This is a genomic window from Sphingobacterium sp. MYb388 (genome assembly GCF_037479535.1).
Classification (GTDB): domain Bacteria; phylum Bacteroidota; class Bacteroidia; order Sphingobacteriales; family Sphingobacteriaceae; genus Sphingobacterium; species Sphingobacterium anhuiense.
This window is the reverse complement of sequence record NZ_JBBGYV010000001.1, coordinates 89,841-115,573: the sequence shown is the minus strand read 5'-3', so window position 1 is coordinate 115,573 and position 25,733 is coordinate 89,841. Positions and strand designations below refer to the sequence as shown.

The following is a 25,733-nucleotide window of genomic DNA, read 5'->3' as shown; positions in this document are numbered from 1 at the left end:
AGAATCAGAAAATTAAATTGTAAAGTGATCTAGCTTTAAAAAATATTAAACAACAAAATAACTACCTCATTAGCAAAATGATGACTTTTTCAACATTTAAATTAGAGGGGATTGGCAAACTATTTGTTATAACAGCGAAAGTTTTCCTTTTGAAAACTTAAACTAATATTTTTTATAATTATCATGAAAAAAGTAATTCTACCTTTTCTTACTCTTTTTACTTTATTATTTGCCGCTCATCAGAAGGCAAATGCACAAACACCTTATCGTACGGCCATTGGTTTAGGGATAGATTTAGGTGATGGCGAAACTTTATTTGGTCCACAAATAAAACATAACTTTGGCGGAAATGACGCTGTAAATGCACAGGTATTATTTGGGGATAATATCACAGTGCTAGGCGTTGACTATTCCTATAACAAAAGAATTCCAGGAGCTCGTGGTCTTTCCTGGTATATTGGTGTTGGTCCGCAAGTATCGTTTATCGATTATGATAAAGGGTACAAAAAGTATCATTGGAAAGATGGTGATGATACGCATGTAGATTTTGCAATAAGACCAGCGCTCGGTTTAGAATTTAGAATTCCTTCCGCTCCATTGGCGATGCATTTTGATTGGAAACCTTGGTGGAATATTTCTCATGATGTTAACTTTGATCCATCAAGTTTCTCATTGGGATTCAAATTCGTTTTAAAATAAACGAAATTATAGCTAACAAAAAAAGGAACTCCTGCACAACATAAAGCTTGCAGGAGTTTTTTTATCATAAAACTTCAGTTACCCTAACCGATAAAAATTCATCTTCCAATCTGAAATAATAAACGGGAGCTACTGCTATTTTGATCTTCTCCTCTGCCATCTAACCTAAACAAAGGTTAATATATACAACCATGAAATAACCTTAAACATACATATAGTTAAGTTTCTGGATAAGAAGAATTGATTATTTTTAGTAAACGATAAATATTACTATCTTTATTAATAACTGAGTACCAATAGTTTTTAAATTTTTGTGTTTTATAAAAGGATAAAACTTTATAGAAATGCTGATCTATTCAAAACCATACTCAATTTAAACCACAATCAAAATTTTAATAATGACTATTCATAGAAACATAAAATTTACAGTAGCTATATTGACTATAATATTTTCATCACCTGTATTCGGACAAACTCCTTCAAAATTCTATGATCAAGCTAAAATAGAGGTATTTCACCCCGATTTTAAAAAAATAATTGACCCTCTTATAAAAATTGAGTTACTAGCAGAAGGTTTCCAGTGGACAGAGGGACCGGTATGGGTTCAAAAAGGTAACTATCTCTTGTTTAGCGACACAAGGCTGAACACCATATATAAGTGGTCCTCAAAAAATGGAGTAGAGAAATTTATACAACCTGCAGGATACCAAGGAACTGAGATCTACAGTGAAGAACCAGGTACTAATGGGCTCGTGATCAACAAAGAAGGATATCTCGTTGCATGTGATCATGGGAATAGACAAATTGTTCAGATCGATCTCAATAAACGAAAATTTACACCATTAAGTACACACTGGAAACAGCTCAGATTTAATTCCCCTAATGATATCTGTCAACATGATCATGGAGATTACTTTTTCACTGACCCTCCTTACGGACTCCCTAACCGGGAAGTGGATACTATAAATAGAGAGATCATTAGTAATGGTGTATATCGACTAGATTCCTTTGGAAACGCGATCCAAATAATCTCTAATTTAACAAGACCTAATGGTATAGCACTTTCAACAAAACAAGATAAACTGTATGTCTCCATTAGTGATCACAAGCACCCATTTATTATGGAATATTCTTTAAATAATAAATTGGAAGTGGGAAAACCAGAGGTTTTTGTTGATTTCAAATTAAAGTTTCCATCAGAACCAATGGCTGCCGATGGTATTAAAGTACATCCTGACGGATATGTTTTTGCCGCTGCTGGAAGCGGAATTATCATACTGAACGATAAAGGAGATGTAATAGGTAGAATTAAACTCGGAATTGCAACGGCAAACTGTAATTTCGGTGGAGATGGATATCTATATATAACTGCCTCTGATAAACTCTTACGCGTTCCCCTTCTGAAATTATAATATCCAAATTTCAGAACATTCGATTTACGTATCACATAAATCTTGATTTCCAGCACTTGCTATCCCCCCTTTAGCAATGATGTTTTTGTTTCAGCTGACAACCAAAAGAATACAAAAAAATGTTGTTATAGCAGAATCGCTCGTAAAAATTAAATTTTTACCTGCTTATAATAAAAATGCTACACCGCAAATTCCATAAAAATAGAATCACATCCTAATTATGTAAAGTTATTTTAATTTTCCTATTGCAGGGTTAATTAATTATGATTAAAATTGATGAATTATAAATAAGAAATAAAATAAAAAATGAATTTAATTCCCTAATAGAACAAAATTAGTTTTAAAAAATACCATTCAAATCTAAACTCATTAATTTTTATTAAATATATTTTTATCAAAAACCTAAACCCGTAAGATTCTTATGACTAGATTTACACAAAAAATGATGTTAATTCTGTTGATTTTCACAAGTCAACTTGTTATTAACTGTTCTTCAGACAATGATCCAATTAATGAAGAAATTGAAAACCCAACCGGATGGATGGATGATCTGGAAAGATCACTTGGTACAGGTACTAAGGCCAAATTAAATAATTGGGTACAAAAAGGATTAGATAATACGAAGCTAAAAGAAGCTTTCTCTAAAACGAGTGATAAAGCGGGTTTAATGACTAAACTTGAAACTGCAATCAGCATTTATCACCAAAGAGTTCATATAGAAGATTGGAACAATATTCCAGGAATCGCAAAATCTGATTATAAATCAAATGGTTTATTGGCAGGTATTAACCATCCGGATTGGAATGATCCAGCTTTAGATCTACCAGCTATTGAGGCCGCCAACTTTGTTGATGCAACAGCAACGGTTCTACCTTCCGGAACAAAAATTTACCGGGTAACCGGAGGTAATCCTGCAGGAGGATACTGGACAAAGGAAAAACCAAAATCTGTTGGAGCTGTTATTGGTGGTACTGCCGTTCAGCCCGCTTGGAACGATTTTAGTAAATGCTACGAATATGAAGTTCCACAAAAGCAGACTTTAAAAGTTTGGCAGGGAATTACCGCAAAACAACCTATTGCAGCAGGTGTAATTAATCCACACCTACCTGGAGGAGAACTGCAGTTATTCATCCCTCCAGCAGTTAGAGACGATGCTTTTAAAAAATTAGTAATACAAATTCCATTATCATGGTAAGTTCAGAGAAAATAAAAAATGATTATCTAAAGTTATTGCAACTAATAGAAAAAGAAGTCGCAAATGAAACCACTATTCAAGCATATCTAAACTATCTCAATAACTACAAAGACAGATTCATAAACGAAGATAACATTCAGCACGGTCAGGAATTGAGAGAATTTTTGAAAGGGGCAAATAGATTCTCAGATGAATTTTCATTTTCTAATCAAAATATTTCTCAAATACGGACATTAATCAATAGTATTTATGAGTCACTAAACAACTCATAATAGATCAGACCATTAAAGATTGCTATCTTTTTATGCAGATAGCAGTCTTTAATGTCGAAATAGACATTTTATTCACAATACCTTCTTGCTCAAAAGGGATAAAAATTACACTTCAATTCATTGGTTCTTATTCAAATTTTGCATAATTTTTTCTACAATTGCTTTTGCATCATCACTTACTCCAAAAACAAGTCCTGATTTTTTCTTCCGTAACCAGGGAAAGCCTATGCAATAAAAACCCTCCGTTAGCATTTCACCATCTACATGCTCAGGTCTTCCCTTATCATCAACTAAAGATGCATTTAGATAACTAAAGTCATATCCAAACCCTGTAGCCCAAATTATTGTAGCTATATCAAAGTCTCTTAAACAAAGTATACGTAAATCGGAAGCTGAAACATAGTTATTATCAGGACAATCTGAAAGATCCTCCTCTTCTTCTGAAATAAATGCAGAATGCTTTTCAAGGTAAGCATCTACTTGACTCTTAATAAAAACCGAGGTTTCATCTGCATAATGGATATTACTTTTAGCATTATCGTCAAAATATAGATTTTCATCATCTACGCCTTTTAAACCACCAAGAATTGTGACCCCTATACTATACAATGATTGATAACTTACCGTATGTCCTAACAAACCTAGACCTGAAACTTGAGGTTGCACAGCAAGTAAATGAGATTTTTCTTTTAACAACTTACTGGACATATCCATCATCCCCATCCGATCCATCCATTCCATGATATCTTTCCCTTTATAGCGGCGTGGTGCTCTTGCGACTTTACTTCCAGCTAAATATACTTTTCTCTTTGCCAGAGCCAGTTCTTCAGCAATCTGACAACCTGATTGCCCACCTCCCACAACCAATATATTTCCAGTAGGCATTTGTTTCACATTCTTATATTCGGAAGCGTGAAATTGTTTTACATGAGCAGGTACGTTTTTCCATAGCTTGGGCAATGAAATCTTATTCATAATACCCGAAGCGATTACAACTGCTTTTGATAAAAATGTATAAAATACACCCTCCTTCTCTATATTAACAGCAAAACCTATGTCAGTTTTTTCAATTCCGATTACTTTATGGTTTTCTAATATAGGTAGGTTAAATGTTCGAACATACTTTTTCAAATACATTACAAATTCTTCTTTAGTCATAAAGTATTCCCTTTTATTAATCGGAATATCCATACCAGGAAGAGTGGTCATCCAGTTCGGTGTATTCATTTTGAATGAATCCCAGCGATGCTCTTTCCACGAATAACCAATAAAATGCTGCTCCAATACGATATGTTTTATTCTATGGTTTTTAAGATAATAGCTTATGGCCAGTCCAGCTTGCCCAGCTCCGACAACAATAACATCCTGTATTTTTTCTACTTTCATTTTTAAACTGTCTTAAAAAAAAATTCAACTTATGAAGGAATAAAGCAAATTGTATATCGAGTTCATTCCAAAACAATACATAAAAACTTATTTGCTTACCTTTGTACAAATATTATCATTACATATCGAGAGAAGATAACGCAATAGAGATTAAAACCTACGCAATGATGCAAAATCAGGAATTAACTATTATCCAACGCAATAGTCTAAAAAGCGAAAAGTTTTCTGCTTATTCGGAAAAGAAACATAATATAAAAACAAAATCAGGTGGTGCGTTTTTTTTTCACGAAACGACCTTTGATTCGTTACAATTTATCCAGTGCAATTACACATTAATTAAAGAAGAGCAACTCCAGATTAATATTGAAAAAGAAGCTCTTGAAATGCACTTCAGATTAGATGGATCTAGTGGAGCTTATCGTTCCGGACAACCATTGAATCTTATAAAAGGAAGCAATACTATAACATATTTAGAAGATTATAGACAAGATATTGTGATGTCTCCAACTGAAACAGGAAGTTTTTTGGAAATTAGGATAGGCCAATCTCATTTTGAAAAATTATTAAGTGATTTTGTTTCTGACACATCAAATCTATTCTCAGGAACTGTGATGACCACTACTCCAGCAATGCGTAATACAATTGCTCAGATTCAAATTAACCCTTACAATCAAAAGATGCGCGGGCTATATATGGAAGCAAAAATGACAGAACTTTTCCTACTGCAATTACAAAAATCCAATAATCATCCCCACCAAAAATCTCTCTCTTTTGGAAAAATGGATAGAGATAAACTCTTTCATGCGAAGCAACTAATCGAGCAGCACATGGACCAATTCCTAACCATCACACAACTGGCTCAACTTATTGGCATGAACAAACGGAAACTTATGCTAAGCTTTAAAGAGCTTTTTGGAATGACAGTATACAGCTACATCAAAGATCTGAAAATGGAAGAAGCAAAAAGGCTGTTGTTAGAAGAGGATAAATATGTAAATGAAGTGGCAGACCACATCGGTTATCAGAATCCCCAACATTTTATAACAGCATTTAAAAAGAAATTTGGCATTTCTCCAGGTACACTAAAACAGTAAAACTTCTAGCACTTAAGAAAGTTATACCTTAGTAAAGTGAATAGAATAGTTCACTCATCTTACTCAAAAATAATAAGAAAGCATTCTGTAATAAAAAATAAAAAATGGAAATTACAACTTTAGAAAATATCAGAATTGATTACATTACAGAAATTTTGAACCAATCATTTTCTGATTATATCGTTCCATTTCAACTTACTTCTCAGCAGTTGGAATATAAAATTTTCACCGAAAACATCCGGCTTGATTTATCTTTAGGAGTTTTTTATTCAGGTAAATTAGTTGGTTTTATGCTTCATGCCTTAAATCATAATGGTGAAAAATTGGTCGCTTATAATGCTGCTACTGGAGTCATTCCTGATTTTCGAGGACAAGGTTTGGTAGGTAAAATGTATAATTACTTAATCCCAAAACTAAGAGATCTTGATGTAGATCATATGGTACTGGAAGTTATTGTCGGTAACCAACGTGCAATACGCGCCTATGAGAAAATGAATTATCGGGTTAATAGAACGCTAGATTGTTTTAAAGGATCTTTTGAATCAGATAAGAAATCCAGTTTTTTATCTATTAAACAAGTAGAAAATTTTAAATGGGATGATTTTATATCTTTTTGGTCAATTAAACCATCTTGGCAAAATTCCATAACAACTTTAGAAAAAAGCAAAGATAAGATTACTATCCTCTGCGCGTATTTAGAAGACGAATTGGTCGGATATATAATCTATAATGCTCAGACAAAAAGAATACAACAAATTGCAGTTCCTACAATCCATAGACGGAAAGGCATAGCAACACAATTGATAAATGCGATGACACAATCAACCGGATCAAAAGAACTATATGCCTTTAATATCGACAATAGTTCTTCAGAAAGCACTGGATTTTTTAAAAGTTTAAGTCTTGAAAATAATGTGTCTCAACTTGAAATGATAAAAAATATATAAAAAGCTAGGAAACTAATGATTGGCGGTGTCGCTGCACATATTGTTTTTTGATAATATATAGTTTATAGTAATCATAAGAGCCTATGATCAATAGGACAAAACATACTACGTAAAATGTCTTATTGGTCAAAAAAGCAAATGATAAACCACTTAACAGCCCGCCCGCAACATAAGCCATTACTATACTCAACAATAAATTAAACTTATCAACAAGTGCTTTATTATGTCTGTTAGATTCCTTTGTAAACATAGAAATCAGAATAGCCAGATCTGTTGTAAGTCCAGTCAAATGAGTCGTTTTTACTACTGAGTTTGAAATACTGGCAGTCAATCCATTTTGTAGCCCCATAGCGAATAACAACGCCCCCACCAAGATTTCTGTTTCCTGTAAAGAATCTTTATAAAAAAAATCCAGATAAATGCCGACAAATAATATGCTTAATATTTCAAGAACTAAAGGTATAGAATGAGTAAGAAAAGCACTAAAACGCCCCTTTCCATGAATAATAATCATATTCGAAAGCATACTGCCGATTAAAAATAATAATATCCAGAATAAAACTACAGCCCCCTGATACCAGTTACCCTTAGCAATCTCTTGAGCAAAAATGGCATAATACCCCGTTACATTTGAGGTAAATGAAAAAAAAACGATGACCGATGCGACATTGACCATACCTGCTGAAAAAGCAGTCAAGGATCCCAATTTAATATTGTCTTGTATCGTGCGATGATTACTATATTTTCTTAGCATAATTTATTTTTTCTCCTTTCTCCAACACAATTCGTGCAATTCCCTTAGCCTGTAGATCTAAATTAAGATGTAGTATTAATCTGGTATCACTAAGTTCATGTATCACAAAACTTTCCACAAGTTTATCGTCTTTCCGTAGCTCCAAAATATGACCTCTTCCCTTTAAAAACCAATTATATCTATTATCATGATGATGGGCAATATAACTGCGGCTTCCTTTTCTTTCAAAGTGCCACAAACCGTCTTGAAGAGGCGGTAAATGTGCAATCAGAGTATTTTTAATTTCTTCATGAATCGTCGATTGCTTTTGAAAAGATGGCATATTATCCACTTTTTCAAAATACCATCCTTGTTCGACCCATTCTCCTTCCAACATACGCTCTGGACTTTCATAAAACATCACCATAGTTGTTGCTAAAAAAAGAAGCAAAGCAAGTAAGATAAAGTTGAATTTAACCAGCAGATTTATTTTAATAATTGACATCCCATTTTTTTTTAAAGAATAAATCAGATAAAACATTACACTCAAATTTCTCAGTACCGGGTTTCTGTATAATTCCGACTTGCCCCAGTTTACGCGCGTTCAACCGCAGTAAAACCTTTCCTACATCAAAAAAATGCTTAGTTCTTTTTTCAAATGCATAATTTGATGGCACTCTGATTTCATCAATCTTTGCGCCTAATAAATAATTATGTAAGTAATTTGAATTGTCGGTACCGATGATATCCGTATATATGACCAACTTCCGATCTTCATAGCGATTACAGATCATCTGGCAAGCTTTAATAAAATCTTCCGAATGAAGATCTGACAGTTGATCCTCCAGTTTAATACCTAGCAATTCACTGATAGACGTACTACTGCGGTTGCCATATACCAATACGACCTCCACTTCTTTCGCCTTCGAATGTTCGAGACTTTGGATCACAAATAAAAGGGAATCTATTGTAAAATCACTAGGAATCAATATACGTTTCTTCATATCAAATTACTTTTGATACAAAGTTAACACCGAGAGATTGCAATGGAATGAAGCTGAAATTAGCTTTCTATTAGAATTTCAAAGCTGAAATTAAAATGAGATTAAAACAAATGAAAAGATTAGAATAGGATTAAAATTTAAGATAAGTAGGGAGCTCTATTTCAACTGTTGTTCCTTTTCCTACAGAAGATTTAACTTTTAACGTCCCCTCGTGTAATTTAATGATATTGCGAGCCAAAGGCAAGCCAATACCATAACCGTCAATACCATCGGTATTTGAAGCCCTAAAATAAGGATCATAAATATGTTCCAAATCTTCTGAAGGGATACCTATGCCCTCATCTTTGATCAAAATAAACACCTTATTATCCAAAGCACCTAAAGCAATATAGGCAGTCCTATTAGATGAGTACTTACAGGCATTACTAATAATATTGGACAAAGCCAATTGAAGTAAAATAGCATTTCCATTAATTTTAAGACGCATACTGTCATCTGGCAATAAGTCAAAATCAGTAACAATACGAAACTTATCATTAATAGCTTTGATTGTCAACTCTGCATCCATTATAATTTGATCAATACGAACAGGACTAAAAGAAGATGAATTACTGACAAAACCAGTACGTGCCAACAACAAAAGTGCCTTTGTTTTTTTTTCTAAATGCTCAGCAGATGAAATAATTTTCAAAAGAGTTTTTTGATAATCTTCTTTACTTCGCTCTTTTGATAGTGCCAGATCTGCCTGCCCTATTATGGAAGTCAAAGGAGTATTCAATTCATGTGAAGCATTACTGATAAAATTTTTCTGAGTTTCAAATGATGTCTCTAATCTTGTTAACATATTATTAAAAGTGCTGGCAAGATCCTTAAGTTCCCCTTTATATTTAACTTCATCCAATCTTTTATGTAAATTTTCAGAACCTATTTGTTGCACCTCCTTCATCATTGTTAAGATAGGCTTCAAAAAAGAACGTTTCATAAAAACGGAAACTACCAAAATAAAAAGTATACCCAAGATTAAACTAATTATCAGCAGATTTCGAAGATATGCAAGATGATGCGTATAAAAGTAGTTCTCAGCAGAAGCTCCAATTATATACCTCCGTCCATCCTTTTCAAAAAATTTGGTCGAATAAAACTGACTATCGGATTTAAAATTAGAAACACCTTTTTTATCGATCTTACTCCATAGCTTTCGATTAAAACCGCGACTCTTAACAATATTCCCAGCGGCATCAAACTCGACAAGAAATTCGTGCTGATTATCAAGATTCTCAATAAATTCTAAGCTCCATTGGTTATTTTGATCTGCGCTACCATTATTTAAAAACTTCTCAGCTGCTATATTCCGTCTCAGATCTAACCGTTTATAAAAATCGCGAAACGCAAAATTGGAAATAGAATAAAAAATAAAACCAACAAAACAACAGACATAGATAACCAGAATGGTAATGAGGTAAATAAGCTTTTTATTATAATTATGCATAAAATCTTAATCTTCGACTTTTAAAACATATCCCATACCGATCACTGTATGTATAGCTTTTTTGGATGATACTTTTTCTATTTTCTTGCGGAGATAGTTAACATAAACATCCACTACATTAGAACCAATATCAAAGTTTATTCCCCATACCCGATCAAGCAGTTCGCTACGCTCAAATACTTTTTTGGGATTTTGGATAAACAATAAAAGCAATCGATATTCTGTACTCGTAAGCGTTAATTCTTGTTTTTCACAATAAGCTATTTTTTTATAATCATCGATTTCAAAAAAACCGTATTTATATATCTCATGGACTGGTTCCTGATCCCGCTGTGTAGCCTGAAGTATGGAATGCTTGCGTCGAATCAAAGAACGAATTCTTGCTTTAAGTTCAATCAGTTTAAAAGGTTTAGAAAGATAGTCATCAGCCCCGTTGTCCAAACCCAGAACAACATTTTCGGGAGTTCCCAAGGCAGTTAGCATCATCACAGGTAAATCAGTATAACCCCAAAACCGGATTTGTCTACAAATCTCCAGCCCATTGGTACCTGGTAACAATATATCCAACAGTACGAGAGATATATCATGATTGCTAAGCAGCTCCTGCAATAAATTTGCTTTATTTAAATGAATTACCTGATAACCGTCCTCTTCCAAGCCCTGAACAATCAGATCAGCTACATCTTGTTCGTCCTCTACCAAGATAATTTTTTGTTGCTCTATATTCATGACATGATATCTGATTACCTTTTAATTCCTTCAAAAGATAAAAATAAGCTTTTGGTAACTCACACACAAATTTGAAGACATATCGGAGCAAAGAATATGAAACCAGAGACCATGCTAGAAAATAAAAAGTGAAATACCTTATTATACTTTGGTGTTTTCAGCACGAAATAAATAAAATAGAAGAAGGTCAGAAACGGATCAATTAAATTATAAGAATTGCAAACCAATTCCATCAACTCTCGTATCTAACCATATTTTTTCTCTTGATTTAAGTACTTGATTTGGACAAGAATGACGCAAGATGAAATCATCATTGTCCTCATTCAGATAAGGGTTAATATCATCTTGATCTGATAAATAAACAATATTAAACACAGCATCTTGATCATCTGCATTAATATCAGATTGTAAAATTTTAACATCTTGAGTCATTAGCCACTTTGATGCTTCGTCTTTATTAAAGTATTTTAAATGTAAGATATCTACACCAAACTGCTCCAATTCTTTAGTGGCCCTATCTGGAAAAAAGTTAAGCAGATAACCTTTATATACCTCTATGTGATTATTCCTAAGCGCATAATTTCTTACAATAAGTCTGTGAGGATTATATTCAAAATTGAACATCATAGGATTTTCCATAAAACCATAATGCAGATTATATTGTAAAATACGCGCATCCATATTGATCTTTTCGTTTTTCATAATTGGCATAGTTTAGTATAATCAATAACATTAAATTACCTAAATAGTTCGTACAATTGCTAATTTACTAACACTTTAAGCAATATTCTCATTCATTTACTATAAACCACAAAAAATAATATGACGATGAATTCAATTCAAAATCTGAAAGAAGATTATAAACCGTAAAAATCAGAATAGATTAAAAATCAACAAGATCAATGTATCTTAATCTATTCCTAAATTTTCATTATTAATTTCGGTCTAATTTCTCCATCCATCTTAATAACAACAAACAACCTGGGGCATACACAGCACCGTGATCAAAACCCTGTAATTGGAATAACTCCGTTTTAGAATGTTTTAAGTTTTCGAGCACTTTGGCCAGATGTGCATTCTCCTCATATCTGGCAGGTAATTCTAATCTAGCATCACCTGTAATCAACAAAGTCGGAGGAGCATCCTTTCTAGCAAAATGAATAGGTGCATACTGATCAATAATGGGTATTTCCATTGACTGTTTACGTTCCTTCTTGATAGTGTAATGGGTATTTGTTTGTCCGCTGATAGGAGCTATACCTTTGATCTGGTTAGCATCTATATGGTATTTCTTCAGATAGCTCACATCCAATCCGACCATCAATGCTAGATAACCTCCAGCCGAATGCCCAGATACATATATTTTAGTAGGATCACCACCATACTTTGCGATGTTATTGAACGCCCAGGCAACAGCGGCAGCAGCATCATCAATATAATCTGGCCCCTTTACTTTGGGACTCAATCTATAATTAACAGCAATTACAGCAATCCCCTTTTCCTTAAGCTCCAATGGTACATATTTTTCTCCTTCCTCTAATCCTCCGCCATGAAACCATACGACTGTAGCAAAACTCGATTTGTCCTCCGGAAAATACAAATCTAACTTACAGCGCTCTTGTTTATACATATCTTTTTCAGACTTTTCTACATAAGAAATATCTTGCAACAATTTATAACCCTGAGCTGAAGAAGTGAAATTAGTTAAGATTAAACAAAAGAATACAAAAATTTTATACAACATCATGATCTAATTTAAAAACGCATACATAAAACTGGCAAATAAAAATATAGTAGTCATATCTATTCCGAAAGTGCAGTATCTTTATCAATCGCTAATTCTTGATTATAAGCGTTTACAAAAGTTCCTTTCACACGTTCTGAATTATAAAGATACATCCCCCATAGCACACTGTAGATGATATTCTTCACATTTGTAGAAATTACATCGGGAGCTAAAATATTACTCATATAAAAATAATTAAAAAAAGTAAAAACAACATTTGAAAGAAACATCACAGCGAGCACAACAATCATAGTTTGTGGGAAAAGATCTCTTTTTTTACTAAATAAATAGATGCAGTATATAAAACCCATTAAGAGAATGATATTTAATAAAATTTCACTCGCAACAAATATTTTATGAACATAGTCCGGAAAATAACTAGTATACCTATAACTCTCCCAGATCTCCTGAGTTAGATACCCAGACTCAAAAAAATTATACGCAACTCTTAGAGTAGTAATTACCATCGAAATAATTAATAAAATCAACCATCCCCCAACTGAATGGTATTCGGGCTCCTCGTATAATTGAATCATTGAAGATGATGCTGTTTTATTATAGCGAAGTATAAAAATAACACAGATTAAAATAATGCAAACACATCCAAAAATTGTAAGCATACTGATTTTACCTGAAATGTTAGAGCCAACGATTATTCCATTATCCTCAATATAATATGCATTGTACAATAAAACATCTCTGTTTTTAAAATCATCAACATATTGTTTTTTATCACTCGATGCTACGAAAGGATTGTGGAATCCAAAATTGTAGCTGATAATAAGCGTGTCTTTTGACGTTTTAACAGTTTTACCAAAATAATAAGAATCACGATCAATGAAAGAGCTCTCTCTTTCTGGATTAAATTCAACCCCGCCATGATTTACGATGCGAATATCATATTCTAAGCAATACGGAAAATACAAACCAAGAGGCGCTAAACCTTCTGATGAATTAAGTTCAGGTAAATTATTATTAATTTGACTCGCATATATGCCAAAGATATTTTTATTTGACGCCTCATCTTTTTCACCAATTTTCTCAATATAATACCTCTCTGTTACATGAATAATATTTTTATCAAACTCATCCTCAAATTTTAGTGACTCTTTAATGGAAATTTTGGGATACATTTTTTTGTAGTAATCCAAATAACTCTTTTGTATTTGATTTTTTGCACTTTCTTTAAATGAAGTTCTTATAAAGTCTGCACTAGAGGCGCTATAGCTCGTTTTAACCTCTAAAATTGCTCCACCCTTACTATCTAGCAAATAAGTTTCTGAAATTTTTGTTAATCCATTGACATTTTTATCAACAGATGTCAAATGCTTCGAATCATCGATTTTTAAAACTCTACCGTAGTAAGGGAAATATAAATCTGTAATCCCGCCACCTTGATTAGTGATGGTAGGGTCAATATACTGTTGTCTGTCTCCAATCTCAATAGCAGCCACAACATGATTAAAAGCACCTGGCGATGGTAGATAATCTTCCATACCATATGTAAGGTACGAATTCGCTAAAACCAAAGATCCTTTTATTCCTTTCCGTTTTAACATGGAAATCATCAGCAACGATTTATCTTTACAATCACCGTATCGCTGATTAAAAATTTTTTCTGGTGTGTTAGCACGATGAGAAAATTCACCCAGCTCAACTCCCATATAACGAATATCATTCTGCACAAAGTGCGTTATCTTTTTCAGAAATTTCATCGAATCCCCCTGAGAATCAGCCCAATATCTATCAACCAGAAGTGCTAGCGGAGAACCGTCTTTAAAATCTACAGTTGGATTAGTCCGCGCCATCCAGCCCCCTACTTCTGACCAAGAATTAAATTCTGTACACTCTATCCATTGTAGATTTGTATACCATGCAGGCGCATATTCATCAAATTCAACGGCAGGAAACGACTGCTCTTCCCAGCTATAAGAAACGTGATTACTACCTTCTTCTATAAGCGGTTTACTAGCATTGTTATGCGATTTAAAATTTAACTTCCTATTTTTCGGAACAATATAATTAACTACTGCCAAACCGATAGGTTCATAAGATTGCAGATAATATTTGTCAAAAAACTTATTTTCAAAAACAGGATTAAATCCCTTCAAACTATATGAAACAATGATCTTATCGTCTTTTCTTAAATCATCCAATATATAATAAGCAGAATAAGTTCCATTATAGATAAATCGAGATAAATCGGTCTCAGTAGCAACTAAGGTAAATTTACCGACATCAAGCTTATCAATAGTTTTCCCATCCCTAATTACTTTCAATTCATGAAGAGTAACCTGCTGATACTTTGGATCAAAGTTTATTGAAATTTGACCTGCATTTTCAGTACCGTTACTATCAAATAAAACTTTAACATCTCTAAAAAACTTAATTTGCTCCCCTATATTAACCTGATATTCAATCAAATCATAATAATACCCTTGTCCTATATCTTTAATATCAATTTTTGAAGGTGAAAGTTTATTCGCTCTAACCCAAGTTGGAACAGGAGCTTTATTAAGTTTGTTATTAGCCAGAACATGGCTATTAAACAAAACCGCTATAAAGAATAAAAAAAATAAATATGAATTAAATTTCATTGGTTAATAATCTTATGTTAAAGATATAAAAATTAAATTATTATCGATATGACAAGCAAAATTTTGCTTTGTTATAGACATAAAGATCAAGATGATAAGATATAATATAGACAACTAAGATATAATATATACACACAGTTCTAATCTGAAGATAAACAAGGTGATCAATAGAAACAACATCACAAAAATCACCGAATAATCCATTTTCAACTATTTATAATAAAAAGAATTGGCTCATTTTACTCATCCCTAAAAAGAATATCTGCAAACATTTTCGTCTCCTGGCTGTTGATTCTAATAAAGTACACATTAACATATGTGACACAGGTATACAATTTTTTAACAGACACCCGAATAAACCTATACGAATTCGTGGTGCATAAATCTCAAAAAAATGGCAATAACAACCAATAGATTATCACAGACTCTTAGTAAAGCTTTGAATGATCAAATTACATTAGAAGCATATTCTGCTCAAGTATATTTAATGTTAGCTTGTTGGGCTGATCAGAATATGTTAGATGGTGTCAATTCGTTTCTTATGAAGCATTCCCAAGAAGAGCGCGTACATATGGCCAAAATAATAGAATATATTCAAGAAAGAGGTGGATCTGTAAAAATTGATGCAATAAAGAAACCAGAACCAGAACCTAAAAACATTTTAGAATGCTTTGAAATGGTACTGCAACAAGAAATAGAAAATACAGAATCTATCTATAAAATAGTAAATTTAAGTATGCAAGAAGGTGATTGGGCAACATGGAATTTCCTTCAATGGCTTGTTAATGAACAACGTGAGGAAGAGAAACTTGCCTTAGACTTATTAGACAAAGCTAAATTGGCTGGAGGTGAAGATATGACAGATAATGCCCGATTTGAACTCAACAAACTAATCGGAAATACTGGGCAAGAGTTTCCAGTTGCAGATCAAGTAAACCCGCTGGCATAAAATACATATAAAAAAAGGTAGCTTAAATCAAAAGCTACCTTTTTTATTTTTCTGAAATTACCTATAGCGACCGCTTAGCCAGTAAGAAAATATCTAAAGAATTATGATACAATTTATCCACAAGACCATCCATTAATTCTAATTGCTCTCTAATTAATAGCTCGTCACTCTGATCACTAATATGCGCTTTTGAAACAGCTGTTTTCAAGGCAAGAATTTCTAATGAATCAGTGGCAAACAAAGTATAGGTCTTTTTTAATTTCGAAAGAATCTTGTTCATCAGCCGTTCATGCTCCTCATGAAAGGCTAAACCGGAACTATGGTCCAGCATATTTGTAAAGGCCATAGCATAGGAAATCAATTGATGCGTAAAAATAGAAAAGTCATTTAATTCCTTTGTGAACGGGCGTTGAAATATAGGTTCATTCAATATACGTTCATTTAGTGCATTCAATTCCGCTAAACTGAGATAAATTTCTTTCCTAGCCAATTTATAATCCGCAATATCGACTTTATCACCCGATAACTTACGAAAACTAACAGATAAGAAATGTACATTCGCCTGTATCACATTTTTCAAATACGTCTTTACTGAATCACTTTCCCAAGTAGGAAATATGAAATGAAAAGATAAAAATGAAAGCACACAGCCAATTACAGTATCCAATAGACGTTCCTTCAATAAAAGAACGCCAAAATCATCTACTCCTGTAAAGAAATAATAAGCAATTAGAAAAAAGGCAGTTAGAAAAAACGAACCATAAACATATTTACTTCTTAAAAAAGTAAAAGTCAATAGCATATAAACTAACATGAGACCTAGGAGTACATAAATATTTGTGATCAAGAAAATACTTGATAATCCCAACATGCCCCCCAGAAATGATCCTTTCAATCGATCAATACTTCGTTGTTTGCTTAAACTGAAACCAGGACGCAGAATAACAATTATGGTAATGTAAATCCAAAAACTATGTTTTGTCAAAGCAATGTATTCTGGAAAAAAAACAGGAAGTGTTTTAGTAATAACAAAAGCAACCAACATAACAATAGCGACACGAAGTGAGTGTCTAAAAATTGGTGACTTTAAATTTAAATGTGCCTGTAATGCTGGCCACGAAAAGGTTCTTTGTTTAAAGAAACGTTCTTTGTGTGCAAGTAACTCAGAGTGATCATGAACTTCCTCAGATTTAGATAAAATACGATGAACCTCTCTTATTTTCTGCATGACATAACGGATATTAACAAGGATTTTCTTCAATACGATTGTCGTTCCTTGCTCTTGGCTCTCTAAAGCGATAACCTCAGCATAGGCTTTATCCCACTGTCCTGTAAATTGAATAGCTTTCTTCGGTGGCTTCAATAAACTGATTGGAGTCGTCAGTCGCTCCAATTCTTGAGCACAGCTAATTAACAATTCAGGTATGACCTGATAAACCTTTGTATGTCCATATTTTTCACGAATCTGATAATAATCATGATGAGAAGCATTTATTCTTTCAAACAGTTCCATCAAGGTCGCGAAAATAAAAGTAAGCTGTTTATATTGGTAACTTGCAAATTGCTTCTCAGTAGCCGCAGAAAATAAAACTTCACGTACATTTTCCTGTCGTTGATTCAATATTACATTGATCTGAATAACACGTTTATGAGTCTTTGCAATCGCAGTATGAACATCAAAGAAGCAAGCTTTGATACGCAATAAAGTACCGATCTTATAGGCACACTCCGCCAGAACCTGTTGACTGACCCGATAAGGTCTCATGTAGCGTACTGCTAACACAAAAATCATATACCAGACTGCACCTCCAGTCATCAATAAAGCCTCTGTTATAGGATGACTGCTTTCATGTGTCAATGTCAAACTAAAAAATAGAGCCAATAAACAAGAAGCTCCGATTCCCATAGCTCTGATACCAAAAACACTGAGCATGCAAGCTGCAAAAGAGAAAAAAGCAATAAACAAACCAAGGAACACATCTGAAAAAGGAAGTATACGCGTAAGCATACTCATTGCGAAAATAACAGCAACATTGATAAACAAGGACTGACGGCGTTCCCGGTAAGGACCAACCAGATCTGGAGTACTTGCAATAATGCTACCTATTCCTAAGGTTACACCATTGTGCAAATGGCCGAAACAAGCAAATATTACAACCGGAATTAGCACTGCCACCGTAATTTTTAATCCTTCATGAAACGGTTGACTATTGATAAAGAACCGTGCCTTTTGCCATACTATTTCTAAATGATCACGCAATGTAGGTTATATTATTAATGTGGAAATATATCGATAAAAGACTATGCATATGCTAATCATTTAACTTTTGCAAAAGTACCAAATTAAATACTACAAAAAGAAATTTTCATCTCCTATAAAGTTCACATATAACCATAAAACATTCATAAAATATTGTTTTACATCAAAAATCAATATTTTATTTTAAAAAAAAGACCTTCTTTAGTAACACAAATGAGAAATAGTCAAAAGAAAACAATAATTTTAGGCACTAAAAATCTTTAAATGCATGAAAAAACTCACGCTACTTTTGTTATTAGCAAGTTCAATGGCTTATGGTCAGCGCAACTTGAATATAGAAGAAACAGTCTTTGGACCTCGTACATATGCCCCGACTGCCCTTATTAGCAGCAATTGGATACCCAACAGCAATAACATTAGTTATTTGGATAAGGGATATCAAAATTTAGTTCAGAAAAGTGCTACGAACACAGGGTCTGAGGAAATAATACTGAGCAAAAATGACTTACAAAATGCTTTAAAAACAAGAATTCCGAATGAGCAGATTAATTTGCAGATCTTTCCTAGTGATTATAAATGGGAGGATGCAAATACGATCAGCTTTATACTCTATACGAAACAAGCTCATTATCATATCGCTGTTAACGTAAAGAATAAAGAAATAGTTCATCTGTTGGAAACAAAGTTGGAGGCAACAAATCAAGAATATACAACAGATTACAGTAAAGTAGCTTTTTTAATTGGTAATAATATACAAATTAAAGACAATACTGGGCAATTAACTGTTGTTACTGCAGATACAGTAGACGGTATTCTTAGTGGAAGTGACTATACGCATAGACAAGAATTTGGTATCAAAAAAGGTATGTGGTGGAACCCGCAAAATGACAAATTATTGTACTACCGCAAAGACGAGACGATGGTTACTAAGTACCCGCTTATCCAATGGGACACGCGTGTAGCTTCAGTCAAAGATATTCGCTACCCGATGGCGGGTATGAAAAGTGAAGAAGTTACCTTGGTCATTTATGATACGAAAACAAAACAAAAAATTACCCTTGCGACGGGAGAACCAAAAGAACAGTTTTTAACAGCGGTAACATGGGATCCTTCTGGACAATCAGTTTATGTTGGGGTATTAAATCGTGAACAAAATCATCTAAAACTTAACCAATATAATGCACAAGATGGTCGTCTAATCAAAACATTATTTGAAGAAACAGCTTCGACATGGGTAGAACCTCAAAATGATTTATTGTTTTTACCAAATAACCCAAAACAATTTCTATATCAATCAGACAGAGAAGGTTTCAATCAACTTTACCTGTATAATACTGATGGTAAATTGATCAAAAAATTAGGACATCAAAATCTTATTGTACAGCAGCTAGGCGACTTTTCGCCAAAAGGAGATTTAATTTATTATACAGGTGTCACTAATGATGGCTTAGATCGTCAGCTATTTTCAGTAGACCTTAAAACCGGTAAAACAATACAATTAACACAGGGTACAGGAACACACAATGCCAAATTAAACAGTGATGGCTCTTATATTTTAGACCAATTCAGTAATCTGACAACTCCAAATATTGTTCAGATAAAAGCTACAAAATCCGGTAAAACAGAAAAGATAGTGGAATCAACAAATCCGTTTTTAGGAAAGATCAATCCTCCTAAAATAGAATTTATCACGTTGACATCTGCAGATGGAGCAACACCTTTAACTGGCCGTATCATTTATCCAAGTGATTTTGACACAAATAAAAAATATCCCGTGATGTATTACCTTTATGGAGGATCTCATTCACAATTAGTAACCAATAAATGGTTAGGCGGTGCGGGTTATTTTGATATGTACATGGCGCAACAAGGTTACATTGTATTCACAATGGACAATAGAGGAACAGACGCTCGTGGAAGAGCATTTGCAACAGCAACACACCGTCAATTAGGACAAGCAGAGATGGCTGATCAAATGAAAGGTATCGAGTTTTTGAAATCCAAATCGTTTGTTGATCAAAACAAGATGGGTATATTCGGCTGGAGTTTCGGTGGATTTATGACAACATCATTTATGATACACCATAACGACATCTTTAAAGCAGCAGTAGCAGGTGGTCCAGTAATGGATTGGAAATACTATGAAGTCATGTACGGAGAACGTTATATGGATATGCCTCAAGAAAATCCAGAAGGCTATAAATTGACTACACTAATCGATAAAGCAGATCAGCTGAAGGGCGACTTATTAATCATTCACGGAGCTCAAGACCCTGTAGTGGTACAACAGCACAGTATGGAGTTTGTAGAAGCATGTATCAAAGCAGGAAAACAGGTTGATTATTTCCTATACCCTACTCATGAACATAATGTTTCTGGGAAAGATCGCATTCATATGTATGAAAAAATTGCCAGATACTTTGACCTGCATTTAAAGAAATAAATGATTTGAATAATTAAAAACAATAAAAAATCCCCTTGATCGCTCAAGGGGATTTTTTATTATATAATATCAATACTAGCGGGCAAGAAGTGCTTCAACTCCTAATCGATAGCTATCTAAACCAAAGCCACAAATGACTCCTACACAATTCTTTGACAAATACGAATGATGCCTAAATTCCTCCCGTGTATGAACATTTGAAATATGGACCTCTACAACCGGAGTATTAATAGCCGCAATAGCATCAGCAATTGCAACAGAAGTATGCGTATAAGCCCCTGCATTGAGTACAATACCGTCGTATTCAAAACCTACCTCATGCAATTTATCTATAATAAATCCTTCAGTATTACTTTGAAAATAACTCAACTCAACAGATTCATAGTTATTTTTTAAAGTTGAAAAATAACTATCAAAATCTTGTGCTCCATAAATTGATTTTTCTCTGACTCCTAATAAATTAAGATTAGGTCCATTGAGAATTAATATGTTTTTCATTAAAATAAATAGCTTCTTGAGCAACCAAGCTCGGTTTCTTTTAAACAATTTACAGACTAAAAATCACTATATAATGATCTAAAACTTGAACGAAGACCAATACTAAATACACCCGATTTATGCGTTAGCGGGGTCTCATATTGTATCTTTTGATAACGTTGCGAATAACCTAATTCGAATCTAAGATTATACTTAGGATTCAGAACATAAGCAGCTTTAGCATCTGCATAAACGACTTGACTTTTTATCCCTTGCCCAATATGATTACCATACATGTTAGCAAAAGTACGGTAAGACTGAAAAATATCACCTCCCATATTTGAACCATCCTCAAGATCTAACCCCTTTTCATTATAATTCAGCTGCGCAGAAAAATCAAATCTTTTCCATGCATAGTTAGCAATACCAACAACCTCTCTAAAATTAGCTCCCAAAGGATGCGCCAATGGCTCAGCATTATTACTGTAGTTTGAACCAGAATCAAAGTGGGCATAGGTATAAGGTCTGGCTGTGTTGTATTCAACTAAAAAGTTTAAGTTTTTTACATCAAATATGTCATATCCCCGTACACCAAACTGAGCTCCCCATTTATTATGCACATAACCTTTACCCGCAAAAAACTCCTTTGCCGTAAATTCACCTAATAGGAACTGGCCATAAGCTGTTATGTTCTTAAGAACTTTATACTTTGTATTCAAACCTAAAAACATCTTATCCGGAGATGTTGAATTATTAGATTCGACCGGACGTAAAAACATCACAGGGTTAATATAAGTAAAGTCAAAACCTCGAGTACCTGCGGCATCACGATTTGCCCAGGTGATGGCCTGGAAAAATCCAATCGAAAATCTATTCGTAGCATTGTAATCCACATACTGAAAAACACCCCACTTCTTACCGTCACCATATCGCTCAGTCTCACCTAAGGCATTAGAACGTTTATTGGTTGGATCATTCATATACGCCCAGACTGAAGTATACTGAACATTACCAATCGTACCTGTAAATTTTAAATGTGTATAATTAGAAGAAAAATCCGACAATAAAAGCGAACGGTATCCATCACCGATAAAATTCTTATCATAAGCTACAGTAGCCTGAAAATGCTTACTAAAATCATAAGTTAAACTAGCAGTTGCATTCATCCAGTCTTTCTTATTATTAGACTGATGTTTTGTATTCCCCTCTCCTGGTATAACTTTTCTATCATCGATATAATCCGACAAATATTCTGGAAAAACGGCCTGATTTTCCGTTGCACTGGTGTAAAATGTAAATTTATCTCCCACTGTGACTCCCGCTTGAAAACCTCTAGAGTTCATCCAAGTACGGCGTTTATCTCCCATCATATCCTTCCCAATTATCATATCGGGCAATAAATCAGCATAAAAAGTATAATCATCTTTCTCTACCTCAATAAGATGTTCATTAAATATCTTACGCATAAACCAATTATCCGAAGCTACCGGCTGATTCGTTTTTATAGAATCAAACTTCGCCAATAATTCATCGGTAAATAGAAATGGTTTAGATGATGTATGTAAACGCGTATGTGGCGAATACAGTACATCGTTCATTTTTTGAGAAAGTTGATAGGAATAGGGTTGATTTTTAATTTGTGCGCTTAATTCGTTCTGATTTAGCATACCAAGTGCAAGCACTCCAGCAAATGCTAAAAATTTTAATGACACTTTTTCTTTCATGAGATTTTTTTATACAGTAAAATAGGACAGCAAAATCTATTCCTAAAAAACAAAATAACGCTTTTTTAAACTTATAAAGATTACTATTTACAAAAAAAACATGCTAAAACGTATTTGCTTTCCATTTTAACGATTTTTTATTACCTTGCAATACAGAGAAAACCAGTATGATAATAAATAACCTTTTTGAAATTTAACAATGAAACGCAGAACATTCATTCAAAATTCAGCCGTATTGGGTGCTGGATTATTTGCAAGCAAAGTATCTTTTGCTTCGAATCAGACTTCATTCCCAACAGTGCGTATTCCTGCAGATAAACGTCTATTTTCAAGTAAAGCTATTGAAAATGCAATTGTAACATTTGGTAAAGCAACAAGTAATAAAGAATTGGCTTGGTTATTTGGCAACTGTCTTCCAAATACCTTAGACACAACAGTATTCCCATATGTTGAAAATAATCGCAATTATACCTATGTAATTACGGGTGATATTGATGCGATGTGGTTAAGAGATAGTAGCGCTCAGGTATGGCCATACCTCGCATTTATGAAAGATGATAAAAGTTTGAAAAATCTGATTTCTGGATTAATACATAAACAGAGTAAATGCATCAACATAGATCCTTATGCTAATGCATTCTACAATGATCCTACAAAAAAAGGTGAATGGTTCAGTGACCATACAGACATGAAACCAGGGATTCACGAACGTAAATGGGAAATCGATTCGCTATGTTACCCCATCAGACTCGCCTATCACTACTGGAAAGAAACAAATGATGCAGGCCCTTTTAATGAAGAATGGGAAGCTGCACAGGAAAAAATCTATCAGACATTTATTGAGCAACAACGTAAAGAAAATCTAGGTCCATATAAATTTATGCGTACCACGCCAAGAGGATCAGACACCCTGCAGGTTGATGGTTATGGATATCCCGTTAAACCTGTTGGTTTGATTTGCTCCAGCTTTAGACCTTCAGATGATTCAACTGTTTTTTCTTTCTTGATTCCTTCTAATCTTTTTGCAGTAGTCAGCCTTAGACAATCTGCAGAAATCTTAAGAAAAGTCAAAAATAACAATACTTTAGCCACTAAAATGGAAGCACTAGCCAATGAAGTGGAAGCAGCTGTTCAAAAACATGGAATAATAGATCACCCACAATTTGGAAAAGTATATGCTTTTGAAGTTGATGGCTTCGGCTCATTCTTAATGATGGATGATGCAAACGTTCCAAGTTTACTTTCATTACCATATTTGGATGCAGTAAAAGTAGAAGACCCCGTATATCAACGTACACGTCAATATATCCTATCAGAAAACAATCCGTTTTTCTTTAAAGGTACTGCTGGAGAAGGTATCGGTGGACCACATATTGGTCGCGATTTCATTTGGCCAATGTCTATCATGATGCGTGCCTTTACATCAAATAATGATAAAGAGGTAATCGAATGTGTTAAAATGTTGATTGCTACACATGGAGATACAGGTTTTATGCACGAATCCTTTCATAAAGACGATCCAAAAAACTTTACCAGAAAATGGTTTGCATGGCAAAATACTTTATTTGGAGAATTAATATGGAAAATTTATAAAGAAAAACCATCTTTGCTTAAACAAATATAGTTTACCCTATAGTAATAAAAGTGCTATAAGGTAATACTTATAGCACTTTTTTATGGAGCAAGAAAAAAAACAAATTGGTCCAATAGGGATATTTGATTCTGGATATGGTGGTTTATCCGTATTTAAAGAGATCAAAAAACAATTGCCTCAATACGATTACATCTACCTAGGCGATAATGCTCGCATTCCTTATGGAACCCGTTCATTCGAAACCGTCTATGAATTTACAAAACAATGTGTATTTAAGTTATTTGATTTAGGATGTAATCTTGTTATTCTAGCTTGTAACACAGCCTCTGCCAAAGCATTACGTTCAATCCAACAAAATGACCTTCCTCCTGGAAAAAAAGTACTGGGTGTCATTCGTCCAACAACTGAAATTGTAAAAGAATTCACAAAAACAAATCAGGTGGGCATACTAGCAACAACAGGGACAGTGAAATCGGAATCCTACAAAATTGAAATCAACAAATTTTATCCCGAAATAAAAGTATTTCAACACGATTGTCCTTTTTGGGTACCTTTAGTTGAAAATAATGAAATCAATACAGAAGGAGCAAAATATTTCGTTGAAAAAGATATTGAAAAACTTTTAAAACAATCGCCTGATATTGATACCATCATATTGGCCTGTACACATTATCCCTTATTACTACCCGTAATTAAGCAATTTGTACCCAGCCATATCAATATCATTTCACAGGGACCACTCGTCGCTAAAAGCTTAGAAAAATATTTGGACCTGCACCATGATATTGAATACAAAAGTTCTAAAAATGGAAGCATGCAATTTTATACAACCGATGATCCACTTGATTTTGAATCAAAAGCAGAAATATTTTTCGGTCAAAAAATTAAAGCTACACACATTAAAGTCACATAAAAAAGGCCTCATCTACTAAAAGATGAGGCC

22 protein-coding genes are annotated in these 25,733 nt (G+C 33.7%); 10 read left to right on the top strand and 12 right to left on the bottom strand.

Going from position 1 to position 25,733, the window contains the following annotated elements; translation table 11 throughout:
* Window positions 1-183 precede the first annotated feature (183 nt).
* From WH188_RS00500 to WH188_RS00485, 4 genes are all read left to right on the top strand, one after another.
* Window positions 184-699, top strand: coding sequence for a hypothetical protein (locus WH188_RS00500; RefSeq protein WP_021189788.1), 516 nt, complete (start codon window positions 184-186; stop codon window positions 697-699).
* 398 nt (window positions 700-1,097) lie between these two features.
* On the top strand, window positions 1,098-2,111 hold the full coding sequence (locus tag WH188_RS00495; protein ID WP_339423043.1) for an SMP-30/gluconolactonase/LRE family protein: 1,014 nt from the start codon (window positions 1,098-1,100) through the stop codon (window positions 2,109-2,111).
* 442 nt (window positions 2,112-2,553) lie between these two features.
* Window positions 2,554-3,306, top strand: coding sequence for a hypothetical protein (locus WH188_RS00490; protein WP_168128053.1), 753 nt, complete (start codon window positions 2,554-2,556; stop codon window positions 3,304-3,306).
* Window positions 3,300-3,578: a hypothetical protein gene (locus WH188_RS00485; RefSeq protein ID WP_168128052.1), complete on the top strand. Its 279-nt coding sequence runs from the start codon at window positions 3,300-3,302 to the stop codon at window positions 3,576-3,578. Before WH188_RS00490 ends, WH188_RS00485 begins: the two co-directional genes overlap by 7 nt.
* A gap of 117 nt (window positions 3,579-3,695) precedes the next feature.
* On the opposite strand, the gene WH188_RS00480 is transcribed toward WH188_RS00485, so the two are convergent.
* Window positions 3,696-4,964, bottom strand: coding sequence for an NAD(P)-binding domain-containing protein (locus WH188_RS00480; RefSeq protein ID WP_168128051.1), 1,269 nt, complete (start codon window positions 4,962-4,964; stop codon window positions 3,696-3,698).
* A 167-nt stretch (window positions 4,965-5,131) separates the two neighbouring features.
* Between WH188_RS00480 and WH188_RS00475 the strand changes: the two genes are divergently transcribed.
* Both WH188_RS00475 and WH188_RS00470 read left to right on the top strand, forming a co-directional pair.
* On the top strand, window positions 5,132-6,058 hold the full coding sequence (locus tag WH188_RS00475; protein ID WP_339423042.1) for a helix-turn-helix transcriptional regulator: 927 nt from the start codon (window positions 5,132-5,134) through the stop codon (window positions 6,056-6,058).
* 104 nt (window positions 6,059-6,162) lie between these two features.
* On the top strand, window positions 6,163-7,005 hold the full coding sequence (locus WH188_RS00470) for a GNAT family N-acetyltransferase (RefSeq protein WP_168128049.1): 843 nt from the start codon (window positions 6,163-6,165) through the stop codon (window positions 7,003-7,005).
* Between the two features lie 4 nt (window positions 7,006-7,009).
* On the opposite strand, the gene WH188_RS00465 is transcribed toward WH188_RS00470, so the two are convergent.
* The 8 genes from WH188_RS00465 to WH188_RS00430 form a co-directional block, all read right to left on the bottom strand.
* Window positions 7,010-7,759, bottom strand: coding sequence for a YoaK family protein (locus tag WH188_RS00465; protein ID WP_132771972.1), 750 nt, complete (start codon window positions 7,757-7,759; stop codon window positions 7,010-7,012).
* Window positions 7,743-8,243, bottom strand: coding sequence for a hypothetical protein (locus WH188_RS00460; RefSeq protein ID WP_031288155.1), 501 nt, complete (start codon window positions 8,241-8,243; stop codon window positions 7,743-7,745). Before WH188_RS00460 ends, WH188_RS00465 begins: the two co-directional genes overlap by 17 nt.
* Window positions 8,230-8,742: a hypothetical protein gene (locus WH188_RS00455; protein WP_021189777.1), complete on the bottom strand. Its 513-nt coding sequence runs from the start codon at window positions 8,740-8,742 to the stop codon at window positions 8,230-8,232. Before WH188_RS00455 ends, WH188_RS00460 begins: the two co-directional genes overlap by 14 nt.
* 130 nt (window positions 8,743-8,872) lie before the next feature.
* The gene (locus tag WH188_RS00450) at window positions 8,873-10,231 is read right to left on the bottom strand and encodes a HAMP domain-containing sensor histidine kinase (protein WP_168128048.1); all 1,359 of its coding nucleotides are present in this window, start codon (window positions 10,229-10,231) and stop codon (window positions 8,873-8,875) included.
* A 6-nt stretch (window positions 10,232-10,237) separates the two neighbouring features.
* The gene (locus WH188_RS00445) at window positions 10,238-10,960 is read right to left on the bottom strand and encodes a response regulator transcription factor (RefSeq protein WP_132771974.1); all 723 of its coding nucleotides are present in this window, start codon (window positions 10,958-10,960) and stop codon (window positions 10,238-10,240) included.
* A 207-nt stretch (window positions 10,961-11,167) separates the two neighbouring features.
* Window positions 11,168-11,662: a hypothetical protein gene (locus tag WH188_RS00440; RefSeq protein WP_168128047.1), complete on the bottom strand. Its 495-nt coding sequence runs from the start codon at window positions 11,660-11,662 to the stop codon at window positions 11,168-11,170.
* Between the two features lie 232 nt (window positions 11,663-11,894).
* Window positions 11,895-12,707: an alpha/beta hydrolase gene (locus WH188_RS00435; protein WP_237682866.1), complete on the bottom strand. Its 813-nt coding sequence runs from the start codon at window positions 12,705-12,707 to the stop codon at window positions 11,895-11,897.
* A 56-nt stretch (window positions 12,708-12,763) separates the two neighbouring features.
* Window positions 12,764-15,343: a DUF3857 domain-containing protein gene (locus WH188_RS00430; RefSeq protein WP_339423041.1), complete on the bottom strand. Its 2,580-nt coding sequence runs from the start codon at window positions 15,341-15,343 to the stop codon at window positions 12,764-12,766.
* A 394-nt stretch (window positions 15,344-15,737) separates the two neighbouring features.
* Between WH188_RS00430 and WH188_RS00425 the strand changes: the two genes are divergently transcribed.
* Entirely contained in the window at window positions 15,738-16,292 is a 555-nt protein-coding gene (locus tag WH188_RS00425; protein ID WP_021189770.1) for a ferritin, read from the top strand.
* A 61-nt stretch (window positions 16,293-16,353) separates the two neighbouring features.
* On the opposite strand, the gene WH188_RS00420 is transcribed toward WH188_RS00425, so the two are convergent.
* Window positions 16,354-18,552, bottom strand: coding sequence for an FUSC family membrane protein (locus WH188_RS00420; RefSeq protein ID WP_168128045.1), 2,199 nt, complete (start codon window positions 18,550-18,552; stop codon window positions 16,354-16,356).
* Between the two features lie 268 nt (window positions 18,553-18,820).
* On the opposite strand from WH188_RS00420, the gene WH188_RS00415 reads away from it, so the two are divergent.
* Window positions 18,821-20,995 (top strand): S9 family peptidase, encoded by a 2,175-nt coding sequence (locus tag WH188_RS00415; RefSeq protein ID WP_031288146.1) that lies wholly within the window; start codon window positions 18,821-18,823, stop codon window positions 20,993-20,995.
* Between the two features lie 75 nt (window positions 20,996-21,070).
* Here WH188_RS00415 and aroQ read toward each other — a convergent pair whose 3' ends face one another.
* Window positions 21,071-21,493 (bottom strand): type II 3-dehydroquinate dehydratase, encoded by a 423-nt coding sequence (gene aroQ / locus WH188_RS00410; RefSeq protein WP_021189767.1) that lies wholly within the window; start codon window positions 21,491-21,493, stop codon window positions 21,071-21,073.
* A gap of 56 nt (window positions 21,494-21,549) precedes the next feature.
* Window positions 21,550-23,196: a gliding motility protein RemB gene (locus tag WH188_RS00405; protein WP_132771979.1), complete on the bottom strand. Its 1,647-nt coding sequence runs from the start codon at window positions 23,194-23,196 to the stop codon at window positions 21,550-21,552.
* Window positions 23,197-23,395: 199 nt separating this feature from the next.
* On the opposite strand from WH188_RS00405, the gene WH188_RS00400 reads away from it, so the two are divergent.
* Both WH188_RS00400 and murI read left to right on the top strand, forming a co-directional pair.
* Window positions 23,396-24,820, top strand: a complete 1,425-nt coding sequence (locus tag WH188_RS00400) for a glycoside hydrolase family 125 protein (protein WP_132771980.1) — start codon at window positions 23,396-23,398, stop codon at window positions 24,818-24,820.
* A 52-nt stretch (window positions 24,821-24,872) separates the two neighbouring features.
* On the top strand, window positions 24,873-25,703 hold the full coding sequence (murI, locus tag WH188_RS00395; RefSeq protein WP_132771981.1) for a glutamate racemase: 831 nt from the start codon (window positions 24,873-24,875) through the stop codon (window positions 25,701-25,703).
* Window positions 25,704-25,733: the final 30 nt, after the last annotated feature.